Below are 21,162 nucleotides of genomic sequence, written 5' to 3' on the forward strand. Positions count from 1 at the left end.
AGAAACCGGGCGCTTTGGCGTCCGGTTTTCTTTTGGTCTGGTCTGGATCTAGGTGGATTGGCGGGCGAGTCGCGCAGCGCTAGCTGACCTGTTCGCGCGCCTCTGTCAGGGGGTGGGAGAATTGTCGGCGATGTCTTGGGGCGGCTGCCCGAGCGAGACAAAAAAGGCGGTGCACAGCATGAAAACTCCGGCACCGAGCACCAGCCTATCGGTGGTGACGTTGCCTTTTTCATCGCTGACGAAACGTTTGAACATGTGTTCCATATGCGGTGCCTTGCTCTCGTTGTTGCGAATTTGAAGGTGCCGCCGGAATGTGGCGAGATTTGGCACAAGTGCGGGCGGGAATGGTTCTTTTGACCAAAAGGAGTTTGCCCATCCGACCCCGTTTACCGGCGCAAATTACGGGGTTAAATGGCGACGCGTTCGGACAAGCGCTCTTGAACGAGGCCGGCGAGGCGGGCGAGCGCCGAGCCGGTGGGGCGTTTTTCAGAGCGCGACAGGGTCAGCGACCGGGCGGCGCGTTCGAGCTGTTCATCATGGGCGCTTCGGGCGACGCCGTAGACGAATTGAGCGAGGTAATCGAGCGACGGACCTTCGGCGCTGTCGGTCAGAAGCTCGGCAGCATGGGTGAGGTCGTCGCGATAGCTGACCTGATCGGGGAGCATTTCTTCGCCAGAGATGATGCGCGGGCCGGAGGGCTGCCGTTCGGCGGGCAGGTGAGACAGGATCACAGACTGAAAAAGCGAGAGGTTTGACAGGGGTTTGGCAAGGAAATCATCCGCCCCGGCGGCGCGCACGCATGCTTCGGCCCCGTCATCGCCGCTGGTCCCGAGGAGGACCGAGACACGCGGGTTGGCCCCGCTCATTTCGGTAATAAGCTCGGCACCGGAGCCATCAGGCAGGCCGAGATCGACGATCAGAACCGAAGGGCGATAGACCTGTAGGTGACGCCGCGCGGATTGCAGGCAATCGGCCCGCCGGATACGCGCCCCGGAACGCAGACACATCAGGCGGATCGCCTCGCAGGCGAAGCGGCTGTCTTCGACGACGAGAACGGTCAGGCCCAGAAGCGGGCGGTTGGCGGTTGGGGATTGTTGGGCGTTGAGCAGGTCGAAATCGTCCATGGTCTGTCCCTTTCAGGGATGGGGCGCGGCGGGCGCGGGGTTTCCTTTGGCAGTTGATTGGGACTCAGCATGGCGCAGTCTTGCCTAATGTTAGGTTAATGAAACGCCGGGGATTGCAGAGAACTTGCGCAAGGCGTCTGCGCACCGCATAAGGGCGGGCGAACCCAGAGCGACAGCCAAGCAGGAGAGTTGCCCCAATGATCGGACGCCTGAACCACGTAGCCATTGCCGTTCCCGACCTTGAAGCGGCGTCAGAGCAATACCGCAATGCGTTGGGCGCCAAAGTGGGCGCGCCGCAGGATGAGCCGGATCACGGCGTCACGGTTGTGTTCATTGAATTGCCCAACACCAAGATCGAGCTGCTCTACCCCTTGGGCGAAGACAGCCCGATCAACAGTTTTCTGGAAAAGAACCCGTCGGGCGGCATGCATCATGTTTGCTACGAGGTGGATGACATCATCGCGGCGCGTGACCATCTTAAGGAAACCGGCGCGCGGGTTCTGGGCAGCGGAGAGCCAAAGATCGGCGCACATGGCAAGCCGGTATTGTTCTTGCATCCCAAGGACTTCAATGGCTGTCTTGTGGAGTTGGAGCAAGTCTGATGAGCGTTACTTCGGCGATTGTTCTGTTTGTGGTGATCTGGTTTCTGACCTTCCTTGTGGTGATTCCGTTCCGGTTGAAGACCCAAGGCGACGTGGGCGAGATTGTTCCCGGAACGATGGCCGGGTCGCCGCATGAGCATAACCTGAAGAAGAAAGCGGTGATCACCACGGTGATTGCTGCGGTTCTTTGGGCCGTTATTGGCGGGATCATCCTTAGCGGTGTGATCACCGTGCGCGATTTCGACTGGTTCGGGCGGATGGGTCCGGTGGAGTGATCGCGCGCGTCTGAATTTGTTCGCCCTTTGTTCGCGCTTCTGCTAATGTGAGGCGCGCAACAGGAGGGCCGAGCCATGCCGAGCAGACAGGAAAAATTCGAGACATTTCGCGCGTTGCACGACCGCAGCGGCGTATTTGTGATGCCCAACCCATGGGATGCGGGAACGGCGCGGATATTGAGCACATTGGGGTTCGAGGCGCTGGCGACGACGAGCGCGGGCTATGCGTTTTCTGTTGGGCGTCGGGATTCCTTTGCCGGGTTGTCACGCGACGAATTGCTTGAAAACGCGCGCGCCATCGTCGAGGCGAGTGATCTGCCGGTGTCAGGGGATCTGGAGGACGGCTTTGGCGCGTCACCCGAGACATGCGGCGAGACCATCCGAATGGCCTGTGATGTCGGGCTGGTTGGCGGGTCGATCGAGGATGCGACGGGCAATGCGGACGATCCCATTTTTGGTGCCGATGCCGCGGTTGAGCGGGTGCGCGCCGCCGCAGAGGCGGCGCGGGGCAATGGGTTTGTATTGACGGCCAGAGCGGAGAATTACCTGTGGGGGCGGCCTGATCTGGGCGATACGATTGCGCGGCTGCAGAGGTTTGCCGAGGCGGGGGCCGATGTGGTTTACGCGCCCGGCCTGCGCGACATTGAGGCGATTGCAACGGTGTGCCGTGAGGTCGACAAGCCGGTGAACGTGGTGATGGGGTTGCAGGGCCCACGGTATTCGGTGGCACAGCTGGGCGACGCGGGGGTGAAACGGATCAGCGTGGGCGGATCATTTGCGCGTGCGGCGCTGGGCGCGATGATGCGGGCGGCGCAAGAGGTATTGCACGAGGGCAGTTTTGATTATGCCAGCGCGGCCGTGCCCGACCGTGAGGTCAGCGCGATGATGTCGGATGAGGCCATGACCCACCGGGGTTAACGCCGCTCTAGCCCGTGGAAGATATGGGTGAAGGTGGCCGCGCCGAGGATCGGGATGAACAGGTTCAGGATTGGCACGACGAGGGGCAGGGCCATGAGAACGCCTGCGGCCCAGATCGTTGCGCTATGGCGTTTGCGCAGGGCTTTGGCCCGGTCGCGCCCGATACGGCGCATGGCGGCGAGTTGGAAATACTCGCGCCCCAAGAGAAAGCCGTTCAGCCCGAAGAAGATGAAGAGCGACAGGTAAGGCAGAAAGGCATAGATCACGAACGCCAGAAGGTTGGCGGCGATGATGATCGCGAGAAAGCCCAAAGTGTCGCGCAGCGCATCGCCAAAGGACGCGCCGGGCGCCGGGGCGAGGGCGGGGTAGTGGCGCGCTTCGACCGCATCGGCGACCTCGTCGAGAAACATCGAGGTGATGGCCGAGGCGACGGGGATCATCAGAAAGAAGCTGAGCACCAGCATGAAAACCAGCGACGAGAAGGTCAGCAGATCGCCCAGATCAACCACGCGGCCGAGCACTTCGGTATGGGCGTCAGGACCGGCGATGGCTTCGGCGATCCAGAGCAGACCGGCATAGGCGGCCACCAGAAGCGCGATGGTCAGCAGGATGCCGAGCCAGAAGACGCGCCGGAAGCGGGCGTCGCCCATCTGGGACAAGGCTTTGAAAAAGGACGTAAATATCAGGTTGATAGCCATGTCGTGTTCTCTTGCACATCCGGGCGGGGGCGTTCCGGCGGGGTGTTGGTTTCAGTCGCGATATGGATAAAGCCGGCGACCCGTTCATGGGCGGCGAGGCCAAGGGTTTGTTCCTGAAAGCTGCGGTCATGCGAGGCAAAGCCCGACAGCCAGTTTGCGCCCCAGCCCGCCGCCAGTGCCGCATTGAGCAGCGCAAGGCAAACGCCACCGACGGCGTAGGTTTGTTCGATGGCAGGCACTTTTGCGGAGGGTTTTTGCACTTCGATCACGGCCACGGCGAGGTGACCCTGATCGAATTGGTTACGCGCTTTGGTGGTGGCATCGGCGTCAAGGCCTGCCGCCCGGGCGGCGGTTTCGGCGGCGTCGGCCATGCGGGGCATGGCGGCGGCGTCGATCACGATGAAGCGCCAGGGTTCAAGCTTGCCATGATCCGGGCTGCGCGAGGCGGCGGTGAGCAGCGTGTGCAGCTCTTCACGGGTCGGGGCCGGGGCGGTGAGCGTTTTGGCCGGGCGCGAGCGGCGCGAAAGCAGGAAATCAAGGGCGGCTTGGTTGCGTGCGGGCATTTTCGGTCCTTTGCGGTGTCTGGCGTCTTATGTCGGTTGGCGGCGGGTGGGCGTCAAGGGCGGAAGTGGTGCGGGGTTTGTCGTTACGGGCCGCTCCTTGGCGCGCAGGATGGGGGGCTGTGCCGCCCAAAGACGCGGTTTAAGAGGGGGAGGCTGAGCTCCACATACCGCAGTTTAGAAACGGGGGGCTCAGCCCTCCACACCAGCAGTTTAAAAGTGGGGGGCCAGCCCCCCACGCCAGCAGTTTGAAAGTGGGGGGCCAGCCCCCCACACCCCCCGGAGTATTTTTAGCAAGATGAAGGGTTGGTTGGGCCAAGGGGGCGGCGCGGCTCGGGTTTGGGGTGGTTATGGTTGGGGGGCGGGCAGTTGGGGGTGGGTTAGTCGAGCAGGGCCTCGGCCATTTCGGTGATGAGGTCGGAATGGAAGGCTTGCATCCGCGCGTTGGGTTGGCGGCGGGACAGGGTGTCGGCCATCGGGTCGGGCACGTGGTGGGCGGAGTCGGCGAGTTCTTCGATCACAGCATGGCCGCAGAAGGGCACGTAGGCCTCGGAGTAGCCGCCTTCATGCACCAGAACCAGTTTCCCGTCGCACAGGTGTTTGGCCGATTGCATCATCTGGGCGGTCATCGTGCGGAAGGTGTCAGCGGTGCAGAGCATATGCGCGAGCGGGTCGAAGGCGGAGGCGTCAAAGCCGCAGGCGACGATGATCACATCGGGGCGGAAATCGGCCAGCGCGGGTTGCACGATACGTTCCATCACCTCGGTATAGCCAGCGTGGCCAACGCCCGGGGGCAGGGGGATGTTGAGGTTATACCCCACGCCCGCACCGGTGCCGCGGTCGGTTACATCGCCGCTGTCGAGGGGGTAGTTGTGCTCTTGATGCATCGAGATCGTGAGCACGTCGTCGCGATCATAGAAGATCGCCTCAGTGCCATTGCCGTGATGCACGTCCCAATCGACCACGGCGAAGCGTTTGGCCTGTCCGGCGGCGATGGCGGCTTCGATGGCGACGGCGATATTGGCCAGAAGGCAGAAGCCGTTGGGCCAATCAGGCAGGCAGTGATGCCCCGGCGGGCGCGACAGGGAGTAGGCGTTGCTCAACTGGCCCGAGAGGGACCTGTGACAGCGCCTCTTTGGCGAGACCGGCGGAGAGGGCGGCGATTTCGAAGCCGCCTTTGAGGAAGGGGGTGCGCAGGCCGAGTTCGCCGCCGCCTGCGTCCGAGGTGTCTTTGAACTTTTGCAGGAAGCTTTCGGGGTGGACGCGGGCGAGGTCATCCCATGTGGCGGGATCGGCCGATTGTTGTTGCAGGTCTTTGATTAAACCGCTGACTTCCATAAGGTTTTTCAGGCGGCGTTTGGTTTCGGGGTTTTCAGGCAGCCCGCCAGCGGCAAGCGGTTGCACGTAATCGCCCAGAGGCAGGGTCAGCGCATAGTCGCCGCCCGCGTGCCAGAAGCATTTCTCATCCCAGAAAAAGCCCGTTTTTCCGGTTGCTGCTGATGCACCTGTTAACCCTGTTGTCATGTTGGCCCCTCTCACGAATCCTTTGATGGTGTCGCATTTAGCGCGGCTGTTGTGGCGGATTGCAAGCCGGGGCGTGCGCGCGTTAGGAAGGGGAATGGAGAAGAGCGCGTTGAAAACCCTTGCCAAACCGGGCGCGGAGATATCCGTGCGGGTGACGCCGAAAGCCTCGCGCAATGCAGTTGTGGCCGAGGCGGGCGGCGCGATCAGGGTCTATGTCACCACGGTGCCGGAGGGGGGCAAAGCCAATGCCGCGGTCGTCAAGCTATTGGCCAAGGCGTTGGGCGTGGCGAAGACCCGGCTTGAGCTTGTCCGTGGGCAGAGCGCACGCGACAAGGTGTTTCGGGTTCTGGATTAATCGGCGGCAGGCGCGAGGGAATAGACCCCTTCGGGCAGGTTGAGCGCGGCAGCCATGTCGCGGACCTGGGCCATGGAGAGCGTTATTTTCTGGACCATATCGGTGCGCGGGTCGACCTGTTCCACGGTGACGCATTCGGCGAAAGCGTTGACGATAATGTCCTCCTGCAAGGGGGAGTCGGTGCTGCTATCGCCTTCGTCTACGAGGGTGATCACGGTGGCGTCGAATTCATGCTCGATTGAAAACATACCCCCAGCATAAACGGCGAAAATCGGCGTGCAAGCCCTCAACCCTGCGTGAAGAGGCTGGAAAGGGCGGCGGCACCTGCTATTCTGGCGTTCGAACCAAAAGGATACAATCTATGCAAGGTCTTGCGCGATGGATGGTGATGGGCGCGGTTCTGGTGCTGGCCGGCTGTGTCGGCGTCACGCCAAGCCAAACGCCACCGGCGGGGGGCACGGCGGGCGCGGAAAAAGTCACCGTATCCTCGAAGGTCAGAGCGCAGCGGGCGGCGAAGCAATTCGTGGCGGTGGTCAACACGGTCGAGCCCGTGGCGGAAAGCGAATGTCGCAAGCGGGCAAAGGGCGCAAATTGCGATTTTCAGATCGTGGTGGACGACCGGCCGGGGCAGCCGCCGAATGCCTATCAAACGTTGGATAAAACGGGCCGTCCGATCATTGCCTTTACGCTGGCGTTGATCGCGGATGTGCGCAACGCGGATGAGTTGGCTTTTGTCATGGGGCATGAGGCGGCGCATCATATTGCGGGCCATATCCAGCGCCAGAAAGAGAACGCGGCGGCGGGGGCGGTGATCTTTGCCGGTTTGGCGGTTTTGACCGGGGCGGATGCGAGCTCGGTTCAATCGGCGCAGGATCTGGGGGCGGCGGTGGGCGCGCGCAGTTACTCGAAAGAATTCGAGTTGGAGGCGGATGCGCTGGGCACTGTGATAACCAAGCGGGCGGGGTATAACCCGTTGATTGGGGCGGAGTTTTTCACCCGTATCCCCGATCCGGGCAACCGGTTTTTGGGCACCCATCCGCCCAATGCACAGCGCATCGAAACGGTGCGACGGGTGGCGGCGCAGATGTAGGAGCGCGGCTGACGGCGCGGCTTAGATGCGGCGCATGACGCGCAGGGAAATTGCGATCAGCGACATCACGATCCAGAAGCCTTGGACCATGGCGGCGGCGAGGTTGAAGCTTGCCGTAAGGCCAAGCAGCACGAGGCTGGCTGCGCTGACGTTGATGACGTAATAAGTGATGCAATCGCCGCTCAGACGCCGAAAGGTGAGCATGGCGTAATTGAACACGTAAAGCGCAAAACCGAAGACGCCGGCGATTTCAAAAAGAGACAGGTCTGGCATGGAAAATGTCATTGAAATACCTATGAAACACTGGGGTTTATGGGGTAAATTGAGCGATAAAAGTCAAATAATATGCTGTGGTTTTAGCAGCCCTTGGCGTTGGCCGCAGGTGGGGGATTCCTGACCTTGATGAGACAACTTGAGAACGTGGTGAGCGATCGGGGCTCGAAATACGCGGTGTCGGGTGGCAAGGCCGCGAACCGGGCCGAGGCGGACGCGTTTTTGAAGGCGCTGAAACGGGTCAAGAAATACGCCAAGGCGACGCACAACAGTTGGGCGGTTTTGCTGTCGGACGGGACGCCGATCAAGGCGGATGACGGCGAATCCGGGGCCGGGATGGTGATCTTGAGGATGCTGGAGCGGGCGGATTTGCGCGATCACGTGATCGTTGTAACCCGTTGGTATGGCGGCACAAAGCTGGGCGGTGATCGGTTCCGGCGGGTGCAGGATTGCGTGCGCGCCTATCTGGATGACGGGGCGGTTTGATTAGGGTCAAAGACCGGGGTCAGCGGGCCGGGGTAGGGTGGGTTTAGCGACCAACCGACCGGAGAGCAGCATGACACCACCGATGACACCGCTGGGAGAGACCCGCAAACACACTTTGTTGGCGCAACGCATGGCGCGGCTGAACGGGGTGGCGCTGGTGCGGGCGGTGGAGGAGGGCAACCTCAGTCAGGAGGCATGGGCCGCGATGGTGCAACGCTGCCGGGGGTGCAAATGGGTCAAGGGCTGCGAGCGGTTTCTGGAGGCGAATGAGACGCCGGAAACGCTCCCTCAGAATTGCCGTAATCGGGTGCAGTTCGGGGTGCTCAAGGCGCTGACCGAGATGGAGGAAAATCCATGAAAGACAATGTATTACCCCTTGGCGATCCGGTAACGCACTTTTGGCTGACACGCTCGGTCGCGCGGGCGATGGGGATCAGTTTGAGCGAGGCGATGGCCGATGGCAAACTGACCACGCAGGCCTATTCCGGGATGGTCACGACGTGCCGCCAATGCCCGTTTGTTGCGGCCTGTCAGCAGTGGCTGGCGACGGAGGCGGTGCCGCTGTGCCAAGCCTATGAGGCGTGCCCGAACAAGGCGCAGTTGCAGCGGCTGCAATAGGGCGGGCGCCGCGCCGGATTTTACCGAAAAAACCGCAAAGGTTAACGCGGCCATGGGGGCCAAAGCGGGGGGGGTGACTCCCGGCTGACATCCGGCTGCCCCCCGGCTGCCGGGGCGCGGATAGGTGTTAACGCGCGTTAAGGTTAATGGGGCGTGCGGTGGGGGGCAATTACAGCCCGCCGCGCAGGTTCCAGAGTTCGGGGAAAAGTTCGACCTCGAGCATCTTGCGCAGGTATTTCACGCCGCTGGTGCCGCCGGTGCCGCGTTTGAAACCGATGATGCGTTCGACCGTGGTGACGTGGTTGAAACGCCAGCGGCGGAAGTAGTCTTCGAGGTCGACCAGCTTCTCGGCCAGCTCGTAGAGGTTCCAGTATTTTTCGGGGTCTTTGTAGACCACGCTCCACGCCGCTTCGATCGCGGGGTCGGCGATGTGCGGGCTGTCCATGCGATAGGTCTCAGGGGCGAAGGGCGTGCCGGTTTCGGCGGCGAGCGCGTCGAGGGCGACGTGATAGAGAGTCGGGCGGGCGAGTTCATCGACGAGCATCTGGTGCAGCTCGGGGCGGTGTTCGTGCACCTGCATCAGGTGGGTGTTGCGATTGCCGAGCGCGAATTCGATCAGCCGGTATTGATGCGACTGAAAGCCCGAAGAATTGCCCAAAGTCTCGCGGAAGGTGGTGTAGTCGGAGGGCGTCATGGTGCGCAGCACGTCCCACGCCGAATTGAGTTGGTCAAAGATGCGCGCAACGCGGGCGCACATTTTGAAGGCCTGTTGGAAAGCGCCCTTTTGCAGGAGCGTGCGGGCGGCGCCGATTTCATGCAAGGCGAGGCGCATCCAGAGTTCCGATGTCTGATGCTGGATGATGAAGAGCAGCTCATCATGGGCGTCCGATATCGGGTGCTGGGCCGAGAGGATTCGGTCGATCTGAAGGTAGTCGCCATAGCTCATATCCTTTTTATAGGACATTTTCGCGCCGTCCGTTTCGGGATTGTAGCTGTTGCTCATGGCCTTTTTTCCTTTGGTTTCTCAGGCAAAAGCCTATCCAGAGGGGCGCATAATTTCAAGCTTAAAGCTTTAGGCTTGAAATAATTTTGAACATGCGCAAAGCTTGATCCCATAACGACAAGGGAGAGTGGCGATGCGTGTTGCGTGTTTGGGTGGGGGGCCTGCGGGGCTATACTTTGCCATCTCGATGAAGTTGCGCGACCCGGATCACGAGGTTGTGGTGATCGAGCGCAACAAGGCGGATGACACCTTTGGTTGGGGCGTGGTTCTGTCGGATGACGCGCTTGAGAACATGACGGCGAATGACCCGGTGTCGGCCGAGGCGATCCGCGAGAATTTCGCCTATTGGGACGATATTGCCGTGGTGCATGACGGGCAGCGCACCGTGTCGGGCGGGCATGGGTTTGCCGGGATCGGGCGCAAGCGGATGCTGATGCTGTTGCAGGAGCGGGCGCGGGAATTGGGTGTTGATCTGCGGTTCGAGACCGAGTTTGCGCCGCTGGAAGAGTATCGCCGCGACTATGACATTGTGGTCGGCTGTGACGGATTGAATTCAAAGGTGCGCACGGAATATGCCGCGCATTTCAAGCCCGACATCGACGCGCGCAAATGCAAGTTCATCTGGCTGGGCACCGAGCAGCGGTTTGACGATGCGTTTACCTTTATTTTTGAAAAGACCGAGCATGGCTGGGTCTGGGCGCATGCCTATCAGTTTGATGACAAGACGGCGACCTTCATTGTCGAATGCTCGCAAGAGACATGGGACAATTTCGGCTTTGAGGGGATGAGCAAGGAAGAGATTGTCGAGACGTGTCGCGCGACGTTTGCGGCGCATTTGGGGGGGCACAAGCTTATCTCGAACGCGGATCATTTGCGGGGGTCGGCGGTTTGGATCAACTTCCCACGGGTGCTGTGCGAAAAGTGGCATTACGGCAATGTCGTATTGCTTGGCGATGCGTCGGCGACGGCACATTTTTCGATCGGGTCGGGAACGCGGTTGGCGTTTGACAGCGCGATTGCGCTGGCCGAGTTGGTCAATGTCGAGCCGAGCATGGAGCGGGCGTTTGAACGCTATCAGGAGGAGCGGCGGCTGGAGGTTTTGCGGCTGCAATCGGCGGCGCGCAATTCGCTGGAGTGGTTTGAGGAGGTCGAGCGGTATCTTGACCTTGATCCGGTGCAGTTCAACTATTCGCTGCTGACGCGATCGCAGAGAATATCGCATGAAAACTTGCGGTTACGCGATCCAGAGTGGCTGAGCTCGGCAGAGCGGTGGTTTATGGATCAGGCCGGGGCTGAGGCGAGTGCGCCGACGCGGGCGCCGATGTTTGCGCCTTATCGGTTGCGCGGGATGGCGTTGGAGAACCGCATCGTGGTGTCGCCGATGGCGCAGTATAAGGCGGTTGATGGCTGTCCGACCGATTGGCATTTGATCCATTACGGCGAGCGGGCCAAGGGCGGTGCCGGGCTGGTTTATACCGAGATGACATGTGTGTCGCCAGAGGGGCGGATCACGCCGGGCTGTCCGGGGCTTTATGCGCCCGAGCATGAGGCGGCGTGGGCGCGGCTGACCGGGTTTGTGCATGGCGAGACGGGGGCGAAGATCTGCTGTCAGATCGGGCATTCGGGGCGCAAGGGTTCGACGCAGGTCGGTTGGGAAGAGATGGACGCGCCATTGGGCGAGGGCAATTGGGAGATTGTCAGCGCCTCGGCGATCCCGTGGTCGGAGAGCAACGCCACCCCGCGCGAGATTACGCGCCGTGAGATGGACGCGATCCGCGATGAGTTTGTCGCGGCGGCAGAGATGGCGGAGCGGGCCGGGTTTGACATGATCGAGCTGCACGCGGCGCATGGGTATTTGCTGTCGTCGTTTATCTCGCCTTTGTCGAATATCCGTACCGACGAGTATGGAGGGGCGCTGGGGAACCGGATGCGCTATCCCTTGGAGGTGTTCGCGGCGATGCGGCAGGTGTGGCCCGAGGACAAGCCGATGTCGGTTCGGATTTCGGCCAATGATTGGGTCGGCGAGGGTGGGGTCACGCCGGATGAGGCGGTCGAGATTGCGCGAATGTTCAGCGCCGTGGGGGCCGACATCATCGACGTGAGCGCGGGGCAGACCAGCGTCGAGGCGCGGCCCGTTTATGGCCGGATGTTCCAGACGCCGTTTTCCGACCGTATCCGCAATGAGGCGGGGCTGGCGACGATGGCGGTTGGCAACATCTATGAGGCGGATCACGCCAATTCGATATTGATGGCGGGGCGCGCCGATCTGGTGGCTGTGGGGCGGCCGCATCTGGCCGATCCGTATTGGAGCCTGCATGAGGCGGCGCGGATTGGCGACCGGTTTGGTGCGTGGCCGCAGCCCTATGAAGCGGGGCGCGATCAGGCGTGGCGATTGGCGGACAGGGAAGCGGAGATGATCCGGGCATGAGTGGTTTGGACAGCGAGATGATTGAGGCCGCTGGCGGCGACAAGGCGAGCGAGGCGAGCAAGGCGCGGTTGCGGCTGTGGCTTCGCCTGCTCAAGGCGTCGCGCCATATCGAGGCGGAATTGCGCGAGCAGCTGCGGGTCGAGTTCGGCTCGACCTTGCCGCGGTTTGACGTGATGGCGGCGCTGGCGCGGTTTCCCGACGGGATGAAGATGAGCGCCCTGTCGAGCGTTTTGAAAGTGTCAAATGGCAATGTGACCGGGATCATCGACCGGCTGGCCGAAGATGGTCTGGCCGAGCGCGCAAAGGTGCCGGGGGACAAGCGGGCGTCATTGGCGCGGCTGACCAAAAAGGGGCGCGAGGAGTTCGCGCGGCAAGCTTTGGCGCATGAGGCATGGGTCGATGATTTGTTAAAGGATGTGCCCAAGGGGCGGGCCGAGAGGCTGTCTGCGCTTTTGGCGGATGTGGTGACTTCTATCGAAGAAAAGGACGTGTGATGCGCAGCGATGTGAAACATTTTCAATGCCGGATCGAGGATGGGGTGGCGACGATTGCGCTGAACCGGCCCGAGCGGAAGAACCCTTTGACGTTCGAGAGCTATGCCGAGCTGCGCGATTGGTTCCGCGATCTGGTGTATGACGATGAGGTCAAGGCGGTGGTCTTTGCCTCCAACGGCGGGAATTTTTCGTCCGGTGGCGATGTGCATGACATCATCGGGCCGCTGACGCGGATGAGCATGAAGGACCTGCTGAATTTTACCCGGATGACCGGCGATCTGGTCAAGGCGATGGTGAATTGCGGCCGGCCGGTGATTGCGGCAATTGACGGGATTTGCGTGGGCGCGGGGGCGATTATTGCCATGGCGTCGGATCTGCGGATTGCGACGCCGGAGGCGAAGGTGGCGTTTTTGTTCAGCCGTGTGGGCTTGGCCGGGTGCGACATGGGCGCTTGTGCGATCCTGCCGCGCATTATCGGGCAGGGACGGGCGGCGGAGCTGCTTTATACGGGCCGGTCGATGAGTGCGGAAGAGGGCGCGGCCTGGGGGTTTCACAACACGCTGGTGGCAGCAGATGCCTTGGACGATGAAGCGGCGACATGGGCCAAGCGGTTGGTTGCGGGGCCGAATTTCGGGCAGATGATGACCAAGACGATGTTGGCGCAGGAATGGTCGATGTCGATTGAACAGGCGATTGAGGCCGAGGCGCAGGCGCAGGCGATTTGCATGCAGACCGGCGATTTCGAGCGGGCCTATAAGGCGTTTGTGGCCAAGGAGCGCCCGGTTTTCGAGGGGGATTGAGCCGTGGTGAGGATGGGAGCCTCCGGCGGAGGTATTTTTCAAACAGAAGAAGCTGGGTGGTGTCATGGCTGATCGGAGTTTTTTGGGCTGGCCGTTTTTTGAAGAGCGGCATCGGGAGTTTGCCGGGCGGCTTGAGGTTTGGGCCGAAGGGACGCTCGTCGGGATTGACCATTCGGATGTGGATGGGGCCTGTCGTGGGTTGGTCAAGGCGCTGGGCGAGGGCGGCTGGTTGCAGCCTTCGGGGGCGGGAGAGGGAGAGGCGCTGGATGTGCGCACGCTCTGTTTGATCCGCGAAACGCTGGCGCGTCATGACGGGTTGGCGGATTTTGCCTTTGCCATGCAAGGCCTGGGCACCGGGGCGATTTCGCTGTTTGGGACGCCCGCGCAGCAGGAGGCGTGGTTGCCTTTGACGCGAACGGGCCAAGCGATTTCGGCCTTTGCGCTGACGGAGCCGCAGTCGGGATCGGATGTGGCGAATTCGACCATGAGCGCGGTTGAGGATGGCGATGATTACGTTTTGAATGGTGAAAAGACGTGGATTTCCAATGGTGGGATCGCGGATGTTTACACGCTGTTTGCCCGCACCGGTGAGGGGGCGGGTGCGAAGGGGTTGAGCGCCTTTATCGTGCCGGCAGGCCTGCCCGGTTTCGAGGTGGTCGAGCGGTTGGAGGTGATTGCGCCGCATCCCTTGGCGACCTTGCGGTTCACCGATTGCCGGGTGCCGAAGTCGGCGATGTTGGGCGCGCCGGGGCAGGGGTTTCGCATTGCGATGTCGGTTTTGGATGTGTTCCGCTCGACCGTGGCGGCCGCCGCTTTGGGCTTTGCGCGGCGGGCGTTGGACGAGGCCTTGGCAAGGGTCAGCACACGCGAGGTGCAGGGTGCGCCGCTGTTCGAATTGCAGATGGTGCAGGGGCATATTGCCGATATGGCGCTGGATGTGGATGCGGCGGCTTTGCTGGTTTATCGCGCGGCATGGGCCAAGGATTCTGGTGCGGCGCGGGTGACGCGCGAGGCGGCGATGGCGAAGCTTTTCTCGACCGATCAGGCGCAATTGGTGATTGACCGGGCGGTGCAGTTGCATGGCGGCGATGGTGTGAAGTCGGGTCAGAAGGTTGAGGAATTATACCGCGATATCAGGGCGTTGCGCATTTATGAAGGCGCGTCGGATGTGCAGCGTGTGGTGATCGCCCGCCAGACAATGGGTGCTTTTCAAGGAGGTCAGTGATGCTGGGGCCGAGTGCACATGAGGACAGGTTTTCGCGGGACAACTTGCCGCCGGAAGATCAGTGGCCTGCGTTTTTGCTGGAGGGGTTTGAGTATCCCGAGCGGTTGAATGCGGCGGTGGAATTGACCGATGCGATGGTGGCGCGGGGGTTTGGCGACCACACCGCGCTGATCGGCAACGGGCGACAGCGGACCTATAAGGAGCTGGCGGATTGGACCAACCGGCTGGCGCATGTGTTGGTTGAGGATCTGGGCGTTGTCCCGGGCAACCGAGTGCTGATCCGCTCGGCCAATAATCCGGCGATGGTGGCCTGTTGGCTGGCGGCGACCAAGGCGGGGGCGGTGGTGGTGAACACCATGCCGATGCTGCGTGCTGGAGAGTTGAGCGCGATTGTCGATAAGGCCGAGATTTCCCATGCGCTTTGTGACACGCGCTTGATGGAGGAAATGGCGGCCTGCGCGGATGGGAGCCGGTTTTTGACCCGCGTGGTCGGGTTTGACGGGACGTCGAACCATGAGGCCGAGCTGGACCGGATGGCGTTGGAAAAGCCGGTGCGGTTTGACGCGGTGGAGACCGGGCGGGACGATGTTGCGCTTCTGGGCTTTACCAGCGGGACTACGGGCAGCCCGAAGGCGACGATGCATTTTCACCGTGATTTGCTGATCATTGCCGATGGCTATGCCCGCGAGGTTTTGAACGTGGTGCCCGAGGATGTGTTCATCGGCTCGCCGCCATTGGCGTTTACCTTTGGGCTGGGCGGCTTGGCGGTGTTTCCCTTGCGGTTTGGTGCGACGGCGACGTTGTTGGAACAGGCGACGCCGCCGAACCTGATCGAGATCATCGAGAAATATAAAGCGACCGTGTGTTTCACCGCGCCGACCGCATACCGCGCGATGATGCGGGCGATGGATGAGGGGGCGGACCTGTCGAGCCTGCGCGCCGCCGTGTCGGCGGGCGAGACCTTGCCCGCGCCGGTTTATGACGAGTGGATGGAAAAGACCGGCAAGCCGATGCTGGACGGGATCGGCGCGACCGAGATGCTGCATATTTTCATCACCAACCGGTTTGACGATCACCGCCCCGCCTGCACCGGAAAGCCGGTGGCGGGGTATGAGGTCAAGGTGCTGGGGCCAGACGGCGAAGAGGTGGCGCGCGGCGAGGTTGGCAAGTTGGCTGTGCGGGGGCCGACCGGGTGCCGGTATCTGGCGGATGAGCGGCAGGGGGTTTACGTGCAGGGTGGCTGGAACATCACCGGCGACAGTTTCATGCAGGACGCGGATGGCTATCTGCATTTTGCCGCGCGGAACGATGATATGATCGTTTCGTCCGGGTATAACATTGCCGGGCCAGAGGTTGAGGCGGCGCTTTTGTCGCATGAAGCGGTGGTGGAATGCGGCGTGATCGGCGCGCCGGATGATGCGCGCGGGTTTATCGTTGAGGCGCATGTCGTGTTGGCCGAGGGCTGGGCGGCGGATGCGGCCACGGCGAAGGCCTTGCAGGATCACGTGAAGGCGGTGATCGCGCCATATAAGTATCCGCGCAGTGTGAGGTTTATTGACGCCCTGCCCAAGACGCAGACCGGCAAGATCCAGCGGTTCAGGCTGAGAGATGACTGAACCCATTATTATTAAACAATAAAAAACCAAATAAGTTCAACAAGGAGCGACAACCATGGAAGAGACAATTGGCATTACCCCGGCCTCGGACGGGATTGGCGGGACATCGTGGAACGTGGTGGGGCATACTTATAAGCCCAAGCTGCACAGTGATAACGCGATGATCTGGCACGCGGAAATTCCGGCGGAGACATTCGTGCCGCCGCATATTCACCCGACGCAGGATGAGTGGATTGTCATGCTGGAGGGCAATCTTGAGGTTGAGTTCGGCCACGACAAGGGCGCGCCGAGCGTTCACAAGGCCGGGCCGGGGGACACCATTCGCATGCCGCGCGGCATCGCCCACGGGATTTTCAACCGCTCGGGCAAGGTGGCGACCTGTGTGTTTGGCGTGGCGCCGTCGCGCAAGCTGTTTGACCTGTTTGGTGCGCTTGACGGGGTGACGGACCCTGAGGAGTTGACCCGCTTGTCGGCCTTGCATGAGGTTGATTTCCTGCCGCCGCCGCCGGATGGGGCCTGAGAGGGGGGCGCATCATGGTCAATCGCAAGACAGTTGCCGTCATCGGCGGCGGGGTGTCGGGCCTAGCCGCGGCCAAGGCCTTTGACGAGCGCGGGCATCGGGTGTGCGGGTTTGAGCGCAGTCACGATCTGGGCGGGGTGTGGGAGTTGTCACGCTCTTACCCCGGTGTGCAGACGCAATCGCCCAAGCCGACCTTTATCGCTATACCGATCTGCCCATGCCGGAGGACTATCCGGAGTGGCCCAAGGGGCCGCAGGTTCATGCGTATTTGCACAGCTATGCCCGCAAGCATGATCTGTCGCGTCTGTTCCGGTTGAATACCTCGATCAAGTCGATGGACCGGCGGGCCGACGGGCAGGCGGGCTGGACCCTGACAATTGAGGAAGCCGGGCGCGAACGGCAGGAAGATTTCGATTTTGTCGCCATTTGCACCGGGCAGTTTTCGGAGAAGAACATCATCAGTCACCCCGGTCAGGACGCGTTCATCGCGCGGGGCGGGCAGGTGATGCATTCGTCCGAATACACCGACCCCGAGATCGCGCGCGGCAAGCGTGTTGTCGTCCTTGGCGGGTCGAAATCGGCCACGGATATTGCCGTGAACGCGGCCAAGCATGGCGCGAGCGAGGTGACGATGGTCTACCGCGAGAACGTCTGGCGGGTGCCGTATTTCGTCGGCGGCATCAACTTTAAGCGCCTGCTTTATATGCGCGCGCAGGAGCAGCAGTTTAACCAATGGGGCAAATCGCCCCTACAGCGGGTGATCGCGGCGGTTTTGAAGCCTTTGGTCTGGGTCAACTTTCGCGGGCTTGAGACGCTATTGAAGTTCCAGTTGGGTTTGAAGAAGTGGAACATGGTGCCCGACAGCCCGATCGAGAAGGAGGCGTCATGTTCGCTGCCGATCGTGACGCCGGGGCTGTTTGAGGCGTTCAACGATGGCACGGTGAAGCCGATTCAAGGCACCTACGAACGCTATGACGGCGACGGTATCACGCTGACCACGGGAGAGACGGTGGGCTGTGATCTGTCGGTTCTGGCCGTGGGGTGGAAGTTGGGCGTGCCGTATCTTGCTCAGGAATACCGTGACAAGCTGATCGAGGCGGACGGGCAATACCGGGTGTACCGCTTGGCTGCGAACCCGGATTTGCCGGACATGGGCTTTGTCGGGTTCAATTCGAGCTTTTGCACGGTGTTGTCGGCAGAGATGGTGGCCAATTGGCTGGTGCGTTACGCCGACGGGCAGTTGGCGCATCAGCCGAGCGACAGCGAGATGCGCGAGAACATCGAAATGATGTTGAACTGGCGGCGCAAGGAGCGACCGGCGGCGCAGGTCTATGGCGGCTTGTGTTCAGCGCCGTTTCATTTCAAGCACTTCGACGAATTGCTCGCGGATATTGGCGCCAAGACGCGCAAGCGGTCCAATCCGCTGGCCGAGCAGTTTTCCTATCCCAATGCCGATGCCTATGGGACGTTTCTGGCGTCGGCGCCTCAATATCAGGCCGGGTGACAGGGGGTCACATCGGCAAGCATCCCGGCGCGCCAGATGGGGGCGCCGGGCCAAAGAAAGGACTGGCTTATGCCTAACAAGATCATTCACCCCGAAGGGTGGGCTCCGGCCAAGGGCTATGCCAATGGCGTGTTGACCGAGGATGGCACGCTTTATGTTGGCGGGCAGATCGGCTGGAGCGCGGAGCAGGTGTTCGAGAGCCATGATTTTATCGGCCAGATGGAACAGGCGCTATGGAATATCGTGGCGATTGTTGAGGCTGCCGGTGGCGGGCCCGAAGATATCACGCGGCTGACGTGGTATGTGGTGAACAAGGCAGAATATGTGGCCCGGCAGCGCGAGGTGGGTGAGACCTATCGGCGGGTGCTGGGGCGCAACTTTCCGGCGATGACGATGGTTGTTGTGGCGGGGTTGGTTGAGGATGACGCGCTGTTGGAGATCGAGGCGACGGCGAAGCTGTCGCCGCGTGGCGCGGAGGATGGGTTGAACCGGCGGTGAGTTGGGCTTTGAGGGCGGCGTGTCTGGCCCGGAATCAAGGGCGCAGCCCGCCGGGCCATCGTCAGCCCCTCCCGTGGGCTGACGATTGGGTGAGGGCAGCGCAGCAATGCTCTGTTGAGTGGTTTTGCCGGGATAAAGTGCTTTGCCATGGGCGTTGGATCGTCACCCCAGGGGCTGACGCTGGCCCGGCTTTGGGGAGAGGGGTGCGCTTTGCTGATTGGTTAGCGCTGCATGCCTGTCGCTCTGTCGAGTGGGTTGGCCGGGGTGAAGCGCTTTGCCGCGGGTGTTGGATCGTCAGCCCCTCCCTTGGGCTGACGATTGGGTGAGGGCAGCGCAACATTGTTCTGTGGAGTGGTTTTGCCGGGATAAAGTGCTTTGCCATGGGCGGTGGCTCGTCACCCCAGGGGCTGACGATGGCCCGGCTATGGGGGAGGCGGTGCACTTTGCTGATTGGTTAGCGCTGCATGCCTGTCGTTCTGTGGAGTGGTTTGGCGGGGATAAAGTGCTTTGCCGCGGGTGTTGGGTCGTCATCCCAGGGGCTGACGCTGGCTCGGCTATGGGGAGAGGCGGTACGGGGCTGGCGCTGGCGCGGCTTAGCGATCTGAGGCCATGTGGGGGGCGAGGTTTTCCTGACCCAGCGAGCTGAGCGATTGCAAAAGGCTCGACGTGTTGGAGGCATCGAATTTCTTGAGCAGCTTGGCGCGGTAAACCTCGACCGTGCGATAGGAAATGTCGAGCTTGCGGGCGATTTCCTTGCTGGTCAGACCGTCGGCGAGGAAAGACACGATTTCACGCTCGCGACGGGTCAGCGGTGAGTAGGGGCGGGTGGCGGAAAGGTCGGCAAAGCTCCAGACCGCGCGCATCAGCGGTTCATCCGGCGTGAAGGAATGGCCGCGCACACGCACCCAAAAGAGCGAGCCATCGCGGCGCGCCATCACCCGTTCGTCCCAATAGGTATTGGTGTCGCGCAGGTCCTGAATACCTCGGTCGCGGATGTTCACGAATTCTTCGTCCGAGGGGTAAAGGATTGCAAACAAACGATTTTGAAGCTCTTCACGGGGATAGCCGAACATCGCGGCAAAGGTGCGATTGCAGTCGCGGATCACCCGGTTTTCCGTGACGACAAGGCCGATCGGCGCATGGAGAAACGCCAGTTCGGCGAAGTCTCCGTTTTGATAGCATTCGTCGATACGTGTTTTCACAATATTGCTCCGGCACCGTCATTTCGGTGAAGTTTACCCATCGACACGCTACCTGTCGGCGCTGCGTCTTGCAACGCCGCGCTGGGTGTCTGTATGAGGAGGAACCACCATGAAACCTGTCATTCGACTGGCCGCTTCGGCCGTCGTTGCGGCGGCCTTTGCCACCGCATCCTGGGCCGCTGACCCGATCAAGATCGCGCTTGTGCACGGCATTTCGGGCCACGCGTTCGAGGCGTTTTCCAAGCAATCGCAGACCGGCTTCGAGCTGGGTCTGGAATATGCAACCAAGGGCACGATGGAGGTGAAGGGCCGCAAGATCGAGGTTATTCACAAGGATACGCAGTTCAAGCCCGACGTGGCGCGCGCTGTTCTGGCCGAAGCCTATGGCGACGATGATGTGCTGATTGCCGTGGGGGCGACGTCTTCGGGTGTGACCAAGGGGTTGCTGCCGATCGCCGAGGAATACGAGCGCATTCTGTTGATCGAACCGGCGGTGGCCGACAGCCTGACTGGGCCGGACAGCAACCGCTATGTTTTCAAGACTTCGCGCAACTCGTCGATGGACATGCAGGCGCAGGCGCTGGCGTTGAAGCCCGACAGCAACCTTTATGTGGCCACGCTGGCCGAGGATTATGCCTTTGGTCGTGACGGGATCGCCGCGTTCAAGACCGCGCTGGAAGGCACGGGCGCGACGCTTGTGACCGAGGAATATGTGCCGCAGAAGACCACCGATTTCACCGCCGCCGCCGAGCGCATGTTCAATGCGCTGAAGGATAAGGAAGGCCGCAAGGTTATCCTGATCTATGTCGCCGGTGGGGGCGATCCGATGGGCAAGATTCAGGCGATGGATCCGGCCCGCTTTGGCATCGAGATTTCGACCGGGGGGCATATCCTGCCAGTTTTGCCGACCTATAAGCGGGTGCCGGGCATGGAAGGCGCGATTTACTATTACTATGAAGCGCCCAAGAACGAGATCAACGACTGGCTGGTTGCCGAGCATCAGAAGCGGTTCAACAGCCCGCCGGATTTCTTTACTGCCGGTGGTATGGCGGCGGCTCTGGCTGTGGTGAAGGCGCTGGAGACGGCGGACAAGCTGGAGACCGAAGCGCTGATCACGGCGATGGAGGGTATGAGCTGGGAGACGCCGAAAGGGACGATGATGTTCCGTCCGGAGGACCATCAGGCGCTGCAATCCATGTATCACTTCAAAATCCGCGTGGATGACAACGTGGAGTGGGCGATCCCGGACCTTGTTCGTGAGATCAAGCCGGAAGAGATGAACATTCCGATCGGGCGCAAGAACTGATCCTGCGCTGTTGATTAGAACGCTCCGGGCCGGGTGTGCCCAT

Annotated in this window: 26 protein-coding genes and 1 pseudogene; 18 read left to right on the forward strand and 9 right to left on the reverse strand. The window is 61.5% G+C overall.

Annotated elements, in window-relative coordinates; genetic code table 11:
* Nucleotides 1-105 precede the first annotated feature (105 nt).
* Nucleotides 106-264 (reverse strand): hypothetical protein, encoded by a 159-nt coding sequence (locus N4R57_03685; GenBank protein UYV38201.1) that lies wholly within the window; start codon nt 262-264, stop codon nt 106-108.
* A gap of 143 nt (nt 265-407) precedes the next feature.
* A complete protein-coding gene (locus tag N4R57_03690) occupies nt 408-1,124 on the reverse strand; it encodes a response regulator (GenBank protein ID UYV38202.1) in 717 nt (238 codons plus the stop codon).
* Nucleotides 1,125-1,321: 197 nt separating this feature from the next.
* Here N4R57_03690 and mce point away from each other — a divergent pair, with 197 nt between their 5' ends.
* The 3 genes from mce to N4R57_03705 all read left to right on the forward strand — a co-directional run bounded on the left by mce (nt 1,322) and on the right by N4R57_03705 (nt 2,919).
* Nucleotides 1,322-1,726: a methylmalonyl-CoA epimerase gene (gene mce, locus N4R57_03695; GenBank protein ID UYV38203.1), complete on the forward strand. Its 405-nt coding sequence runs from the start codon at nt 1,322-1,324 to the stop codon at nt 1,724-1,726.
* The gene (locus tag N4R57_03700; protein ID UYV38204.1) at nt 1,726-2,001 is read left to right on the forward strand and encodes a DUF1467 family protein; all 276 of its coding nucleotides are present in this window, start codon (nt 1,726-1,728) and stop codon (nt 1,999-2,001) included. The genes mce and N4R57_03700 overlap by 1 nt, the downstream gene beginning before the upstream one ends.
* Nucleotides 2,002-2,076: 75 nt before the next feature.
* Entirely contained in the window at nt 2,077-2,919 is an 843-nt protein-coding gene (locus N4R57_03705) for an isocitrate lyase/phosphoenolpyruvate mutase family protein (protein UYV38205.1), read from the forward strand.
* On the opposite strand, the gene N4R57_03710 is transcribed toward N4R57_03705, so the two are convergent.
* From N4R57_03710 to N4R57_03720, 3 genes and pseudogenes are all read right to left on the reverse strand, one after another.
* On the reverse strand, nt 2,916-3,617 hold the full coding sequence (locus tag N4R57_03710) for an EI24 domain-containing protein (protein UYV38206.1): 702 nt from the start codon (nt 3,615-3,617) through the stop codon (nt 2,916-2,918). The genes N4R57_03705 and N4R57_03710 overlap by 4 nt on opposite strands.
* The gene (locus N4R57_03715; protein UYV38207.1) at nt 3,602-4,180 is read right to left on the reverse strand and encodes a nitroreductase family protein; all 579 of its coding nucleotides are present in this window, start codon (nt 4,178-4,180) and stop codon (nt 3,602-3,604) included. The genes N4R57_03710 and N4R57_03715 overlap by 16 nt, the downstream gene beginning before the upstream one ends.
* Nucleotides 4,181-4,557: 377 nt before the next feature.
* Nucleotides 4,558-5,701: pseudogene (locus N4R57_03720) on the reverse strand (class II histone deacetylase).
* 94 nt (nt 5,702-5,795) lie between these two features.
* On the opposite strand from N4R57_03720, the gene N4R57_03725 reads away from it, so the two are divergent.
* On the forward strand, nt 5,796-6,056 hold the full coding sequence (locus N4R57_03725) for a DUF167 domain-containing protein (protein ID UYV38208.1): 261 nt from the start codon (nt 5,796-5,798) through the stop codon (nt 6,054-6,056).
* On the opposite strand, the gene N4R57_03730 is transcribed toward N4R57_03725, so the two are convergent.
* The gene (locus tag N4R57_03730) at nt 6,053-6,304 is read right to left on the reverse strand and encodes a hypothetical protein (GenBank protein UYV38209.1); all 252 of its coding nucleotides are present in this window, start codon (nt 6,302-6,304) and stop codon (nt 6,053-6,055) included. The two genes, N4R57_03725 and N4R57_03730, sit on opposite strands and share 4 nt — an antisense overlap.
* 113 nt (nt 6,305-6,417) lie before the next feature.
* Between N4R57_03730 and N4R57_03735 the strand changes: the two genes are divergently transcribed.
* Nucleotides 6,418-7,146 carry a M48 family metallopeptidase gene (locus N4R57_03735; protein ID UYV38210.1) on the forward strand — a complete coding sequence of 243 codons (729 nt, stop codon included), beginning with the start codon at nt 6,418-6,420 and terminating at the stop codon, nt 7,144-7,146.
* A gap of 21 nt (nt 7,147-7,167) precedes the next feature.
* Here the strand turns inward: N4R57_03735 and N4R57_03740 are convergent, their stop codons facing one another.
* Complete coding sequence (locus tag N4R57_03740; GenBank protein UYV38211.1) at nt 7,168-7,419, reverse strand: hypothetical protein; 252 nt, start codon at nt 7,417-7,419, stop codon at nt 7,168-7,170.
* A 129-nt stretch (nt 7,420-7,548) separates the two neighbouring features.
* Here N4R57_03740 and N4R57_03745 point away from each other — a divergent pair, with 129 nt between their 5' ends.
* The 3 genes from N4R57_03745 to N4R57_03755 all read left to right on the forward strand — a co-directional run bounded on the left by N4R57_03745 (nt 7,549) and on the right by N4R57_03755 (nt 8,523).
* Nucleotides 7,549-7,905, forward strand: a complete 357-nt coding sequence (locus N4R57_03745) for a YigZ family protein (GenBank protein UYV39505.1) — start codon at nt 7,549-7,551, stop codon at nt 7,903-7,905.
* A 70-nt stretch (nt 7,906-7,975) separates the two neighbouring features.
* The gene (locus tag N4R57_03750; GenBank protein UYV38212.1) at nt 7,976-8,263 is read left to right on the forward strand and encodes a DUF6455 family protein; all 288 of its coding nucleotides are present in this window, start codon (nt 7,976-7,978) and stop codon (nt 8,261-8,263) included.
* Nucleotides 8,260-8,523, forward strand: coding sequence for a DUF6455 family protein (locus N4R57_03755; GenBank protein ID UYV38213.1), 264 nt, complete (start codon nt 8,260-8,262; stop codon nt 8,521-8,523). Before N4R57_03750 ends, N4R57_03755 begins: the two co-directional genes overlap by 4 nt.
* A 169-nt stretch (nt 8,524-8,692) precedes the next feature.
* Here the strand turns inward: N4R57_03755 and N4R57_03760 are convergent, their stop codons facing one another.
* Nucleotides 8,693-9,526, reverse strand: a complete 834-nt coding sequence (locus tag N4R57_03760) for a tryptophan 2,3-dioxygenase family protein (GenBank protein ID UYV38214.1) — start codon at nt 9,524-9,526, stop codon at nt 8,693-8,695.
* Between the two features lie 133 nt (nt 9,527-9,659).
* Here N4R57_03760 and N4R57_03765 point away from each other — a divergent pair, with 133 nt between their 5' ends.
* The 9 genes from N4R57_03765 to N4R57_03805 all read left to right on the forward strand — a co-directional run bounded on the left by N4R57_03765 (nt 9,660) and on the right by N4R57_03805 (nt 18,611).
* Nucleotides 9,660-11,954: a bifunctional salicylyl-CoA 5-hydroxylase/oxidoreductase gene (locus N4R57_03765; protein ID UYV38215.1), complete on the forward strand. Its 2,295-nt coding sequence runs from the start codon at nt 9,660-9,662 to the stop codon at nt 11,952-11,954.
* The gene (locus N4R57_03770; protein ID UYV38216.1) at nt 11,951-12,448 is read left to right on the forward strand and encodes a MarR family transcriptional regulator; all 498 of its coding nucleotides are present in this window, start codon (nt 11,951-11,953) and stop codon (nt 12,446-12,448) included. The genes N4R57_03765 and N4R57_03770 overlap by 4 nt, the downstream gene beginning before the upstream one ends.
* Nucleotides 12,448-13,248 carry an enoyl-CoA hydratase family protein gene (locus N4R57_03775; GenBank protein ID UYV38217.1) on the forward strand — a complete coding sequence of 267 codons (801 nt, stop codon included), beginning with the start codon at nt 12,448-12,450 and terminating at the stop codon, nt 13,246-13,248. Before N4R57_03770 ends, N4R57_03775 begins: the two co-directional genes overlap by 1 nt.
* Nucleotides 13,249-13,312: 64 nt before the next feature.
* Nucleotides 13,313-14,473, forward strand: a complete 1,161-nt coding sequence (locus N4R57_03780) for an acyl-CoA dehydrogenase family protein (GenBank protein ID UYV38218.1) — start codon at nt 13,313-13,315, stop codon at nt 14,471-14,473.
* Nucleotides 14,473-16,089, forward strand: coding sequence for an AMP-binding protein (locus N4R57_03785; GenBank protein UYV38219.1), 1,617 nt, complete (start codon nt 14,473-14,475; stop codon nt 16,087-16,089). Before N4R57_03780 ends, N4R57_03785 begins: the two co-directional genes overlap by 1 nt.
* A gap of 55 nt (nt 16,090-16,144) precedes the next feature.
* Nucleotides 16,145-16,609, forward strand: coding sequence for a cupin domain-containing protein (locus N4R57_03790; GenBank protein ID UYV38220.1), 465 nt, complete (start codon nt 16,145-16,147; stop codon nt 16,607-16,609).
* 14 nt (nt 16,610-16,623) lie between these two features.
* Entirely contained in the window at nt 16,624-16,926 is a 303-nt protein-coding gene (locus tag N4R57_03795) for an NAD(P)-binding protein (GenBank protein UYV38221.1), read from the forward strand.
* Nucleotides 16,827-18,113, forward strand: coding sequence for an NAD(P)/FAD-dependent oxidoreductase (locus N4R57_03800; protein UYV38222.1), 1,287 nt, complete (start codon nt 16,827-16,829; stop codon nt 18,111-18,113). The genes N4R57_03795 and N4R57_03800 overlap by 100 nt, the downstream gene beginning before the upstream one ends.
* A gap of 69 nt (nt 18,114-18,182) precedes the next feature.
* The gene (locus N4R57_03805; GenBank protein UYV38223.1) at nt 18,183-18,611 is read left to right on the forward strand and encodes a RidA family protein; all 429 of its coding nucleotides are present in this window, start codon (nt 18,183-18,185) and stop codon (nt 18,609-18,611) included.
* 593 nt (nt 18,612-19,204) lie between these two features.
* On the opposite strand, the gene N4R57_03810 is transcribed toward N4R57_03805, so the two are convergent.
* Nucleotides 19,205-19,813 (reverse strand): LuxR C-terminal-related transcriptional regulator, encoded by a 609-nt coding sequence (locus tag N4R57_03810; GenBank protein UYV38224.1) that lies wholly within the window; start codon nt 19,811-19,813, stop codon nt 19,205-19,207.
* A 109-nt stretch (nt 19,814-19,922) separates the two neighbouring features.
* Between N4R57_03810 and N4R57_03815 the strand changes: the two genes are divergently transcribed.
* Entirely contained in the window at nt 19,923-21,119 is a 1,197-nt protein-coding gene (locus N4R57_03815) for a substrate-binding domain-containing protein (protein UYV38225.1), read from the forward strand.
* Nucleotides 21,120-21,162: the final 43 nt, after the last annotated feature.

The organism is Rhodobacteraceae bacterium D3-12 (assembly GCA_025916135.1).
Classification (GTDB): domain Bacteria; phylum Pseudomonadota; class Alphaproteobacteria; order Rhodobacterales; family Rhodobacteraceae; genus JAKGBX01.

What these genes read in the sequence shown, in the direction of transcription:
- N4R57_03715 (UYV38207.1), bottom strand. Translation starts at nt 4,180, where the DNA reads ATGCCCGCACGCAACCAAGCCGCCCTTGATTTCCTGCTTTCGCGCCGC.
- N4R57_03815 (UYV38225.1), top strand. Translation starts at nt 19,923, where the DNA reads ATGAAACCTGTCATTCGACTGGCCGCTTCGGCCGTCGTTGCGGCGGCC.
- mce (UYV38203.1), top strand. Translation starts at nt 1,322, where the DNA reads ATGATCGGACGCCTGAACCACGTAGCCATTGCCGTTCCCGACCTTGAA.
- N4R57_03685 (UYV38201.1), bottom strand. Translation starts at nt 264, where the DNA reads ATGGAACACATGTTCAAACGTTTCGTCAGCGATGAAAAAGGCAACGTC.
- N4R57_03790 (UYV38220.1), top strand. Translation starts at nt 16,145, where the DNA reads ATGGAAGAGACAATTGGCATTACCCCGGCCTCGGACGGGATTGGCGGG.
- N4R57_03710 (UYV38206.1), bottom strand. Translation starts at nt 3,617, where the DNA reads ATGGCTATCAACCTGATATTTACGTCCTTTTTCAAAGCCTTGTCCCAG.
- N4R57_03750 (UYV38212.1), top strand. Translation starts at nt 7,976, where the DNA reads ATGACACCACCGATGACACCGCTGGGAGAGACCCGCAAACACACTTTG.
- N4R57_03700 (UYV38204.1), top strand. Translation starts at nt 1,726, where the DNA reads ATGAGCGTTACTTCGGCGATTGTTCTGTTTGTGGTGATCTGGTTTCTG.
- N4R57_03805 (UYV38223.1), top strand. Translation starts at nt 18,183, where the DNA reads ATGCCTAACAAGATCATTCACCCCGAAGGGTGGGCTCCGGCCAAGGGC.
- N4R57_03705 (UYV38205.1), top strand. Translation starts at nt 2,077, where the DNA reads ATGCCGAGCAGACAGGAAAAATTCGAGACATTTCGCGCGTTGCACGAC.
- N4R57_03795 (UYV38221.1), top strand. Translation starts at nt 16,624, where the DNA reads ATGGTCAATCGCAAGACAGTTGCCGTCATCGGCGGCGGGGTGTCGGGC.
- N4R57_03765 (UYV38215.1), top strand. Translation starts at nt 9,660, where the DNA reads ATGCGTGTTGCGTGTTTGGGTGGGGGGCCTGCGGGGCTATACTTTGCC.
- N4R57_03760 (UYV38214.1), bottom strand. Translation starts at nt 9,526, where the DNA reads ATGAGCAACAGCTACAATCCCGAAACGGACGGCGCGAAAATGTCCTAT.
- N4R57_03735 (UYV38210.1), top strand. Translation starts at nt 6,418, where the DNA reads ATGCAAGGTCTTGCGCGATGGATGGTGATGGGCGCGGTTCTGGTGCTG.
- N4R57_03740 (UYV38211.1), bottom strand. Translation starts at nt 7,419, where the DNA reads ATGCCAGACCTGTCTCTTTTTGAAATCGCCGGCGTCTTCGGTTTTGCG.
- N4R57_03775 (UYV38217.1), top strand. Translation starts at nt 12,448, where the DNA reads ATGCGCAGCGATGTGAAACATTTTCAATGCCGGATCGAGGATGGGGTG.
- N4R57_03770 (UYV38216.1), top strand. Translation starts at nt 11,951, where the DNA reads ATGAGTGGTTTGGACAGCGAGATGATTGAGGCCGCTGGCGGCGACAAG.
- N4R57_03755 (UYV38213.1), top strand. Translation starts at nt 8,260, where the DNA reads ATGAAAGACAATGTATTACCCCTTGGCGATCCGGTAACGCACTTTTGG.
- N4R57_03800 (UYV38222.1), top strand. Translation starts at nt 16,827, where the DNA reads ATGCCGGAGGACTATCCGGAGTGGCCCAAGGGGCCGCAGGTTCATGCG.
- N4R57_03785 (UYV38219.1), top strand. Translation starts at nt 14,473, where the DNA reads ATGCTGGGGCCGAGTGCACATGAGGACAGGTTTTCGCGGGACAACTTG.
- N4R57_03780 (UYV38218.1), top strand. Translation starts at nt 13,313, where the DNA reads ATGGCTGATCGGAGTTTTTTGGGCTGGCCGTTTTTTGAAGAGCGGCAT.
- N4R57_03745 (UYV39505.1), top strand. Translation starts at nt 7,549, where the DNA reads ATGAGACAACTTGAGAACGTGGTGAGCGATCGGGGCTCGAAATACGCG.
- N4R57_03730 (UYV38209.1), bottom strand. Translation starts at nt 6,304, where the DNA reads ATGTTTTCAATCGAGCATGAATTCGACGCCACCGTGATCACCCTCGTA.
- N4R57_03725 (UYV38208.1), top strand. Translation starts at nt 5,796, where the DNA reads ATGGAGAAGAGCGCGTTGAAAACCCTTGCCAAACCGGGCGCGGAGATA.
- N4R57_03690 (UYV38202.1), bottom strand. Translation starts at nt 1,124, where the DNA reads ATGGACGATTTCGACCTGCTCAACGCCCAACAATCCCCAACCGCCAAC.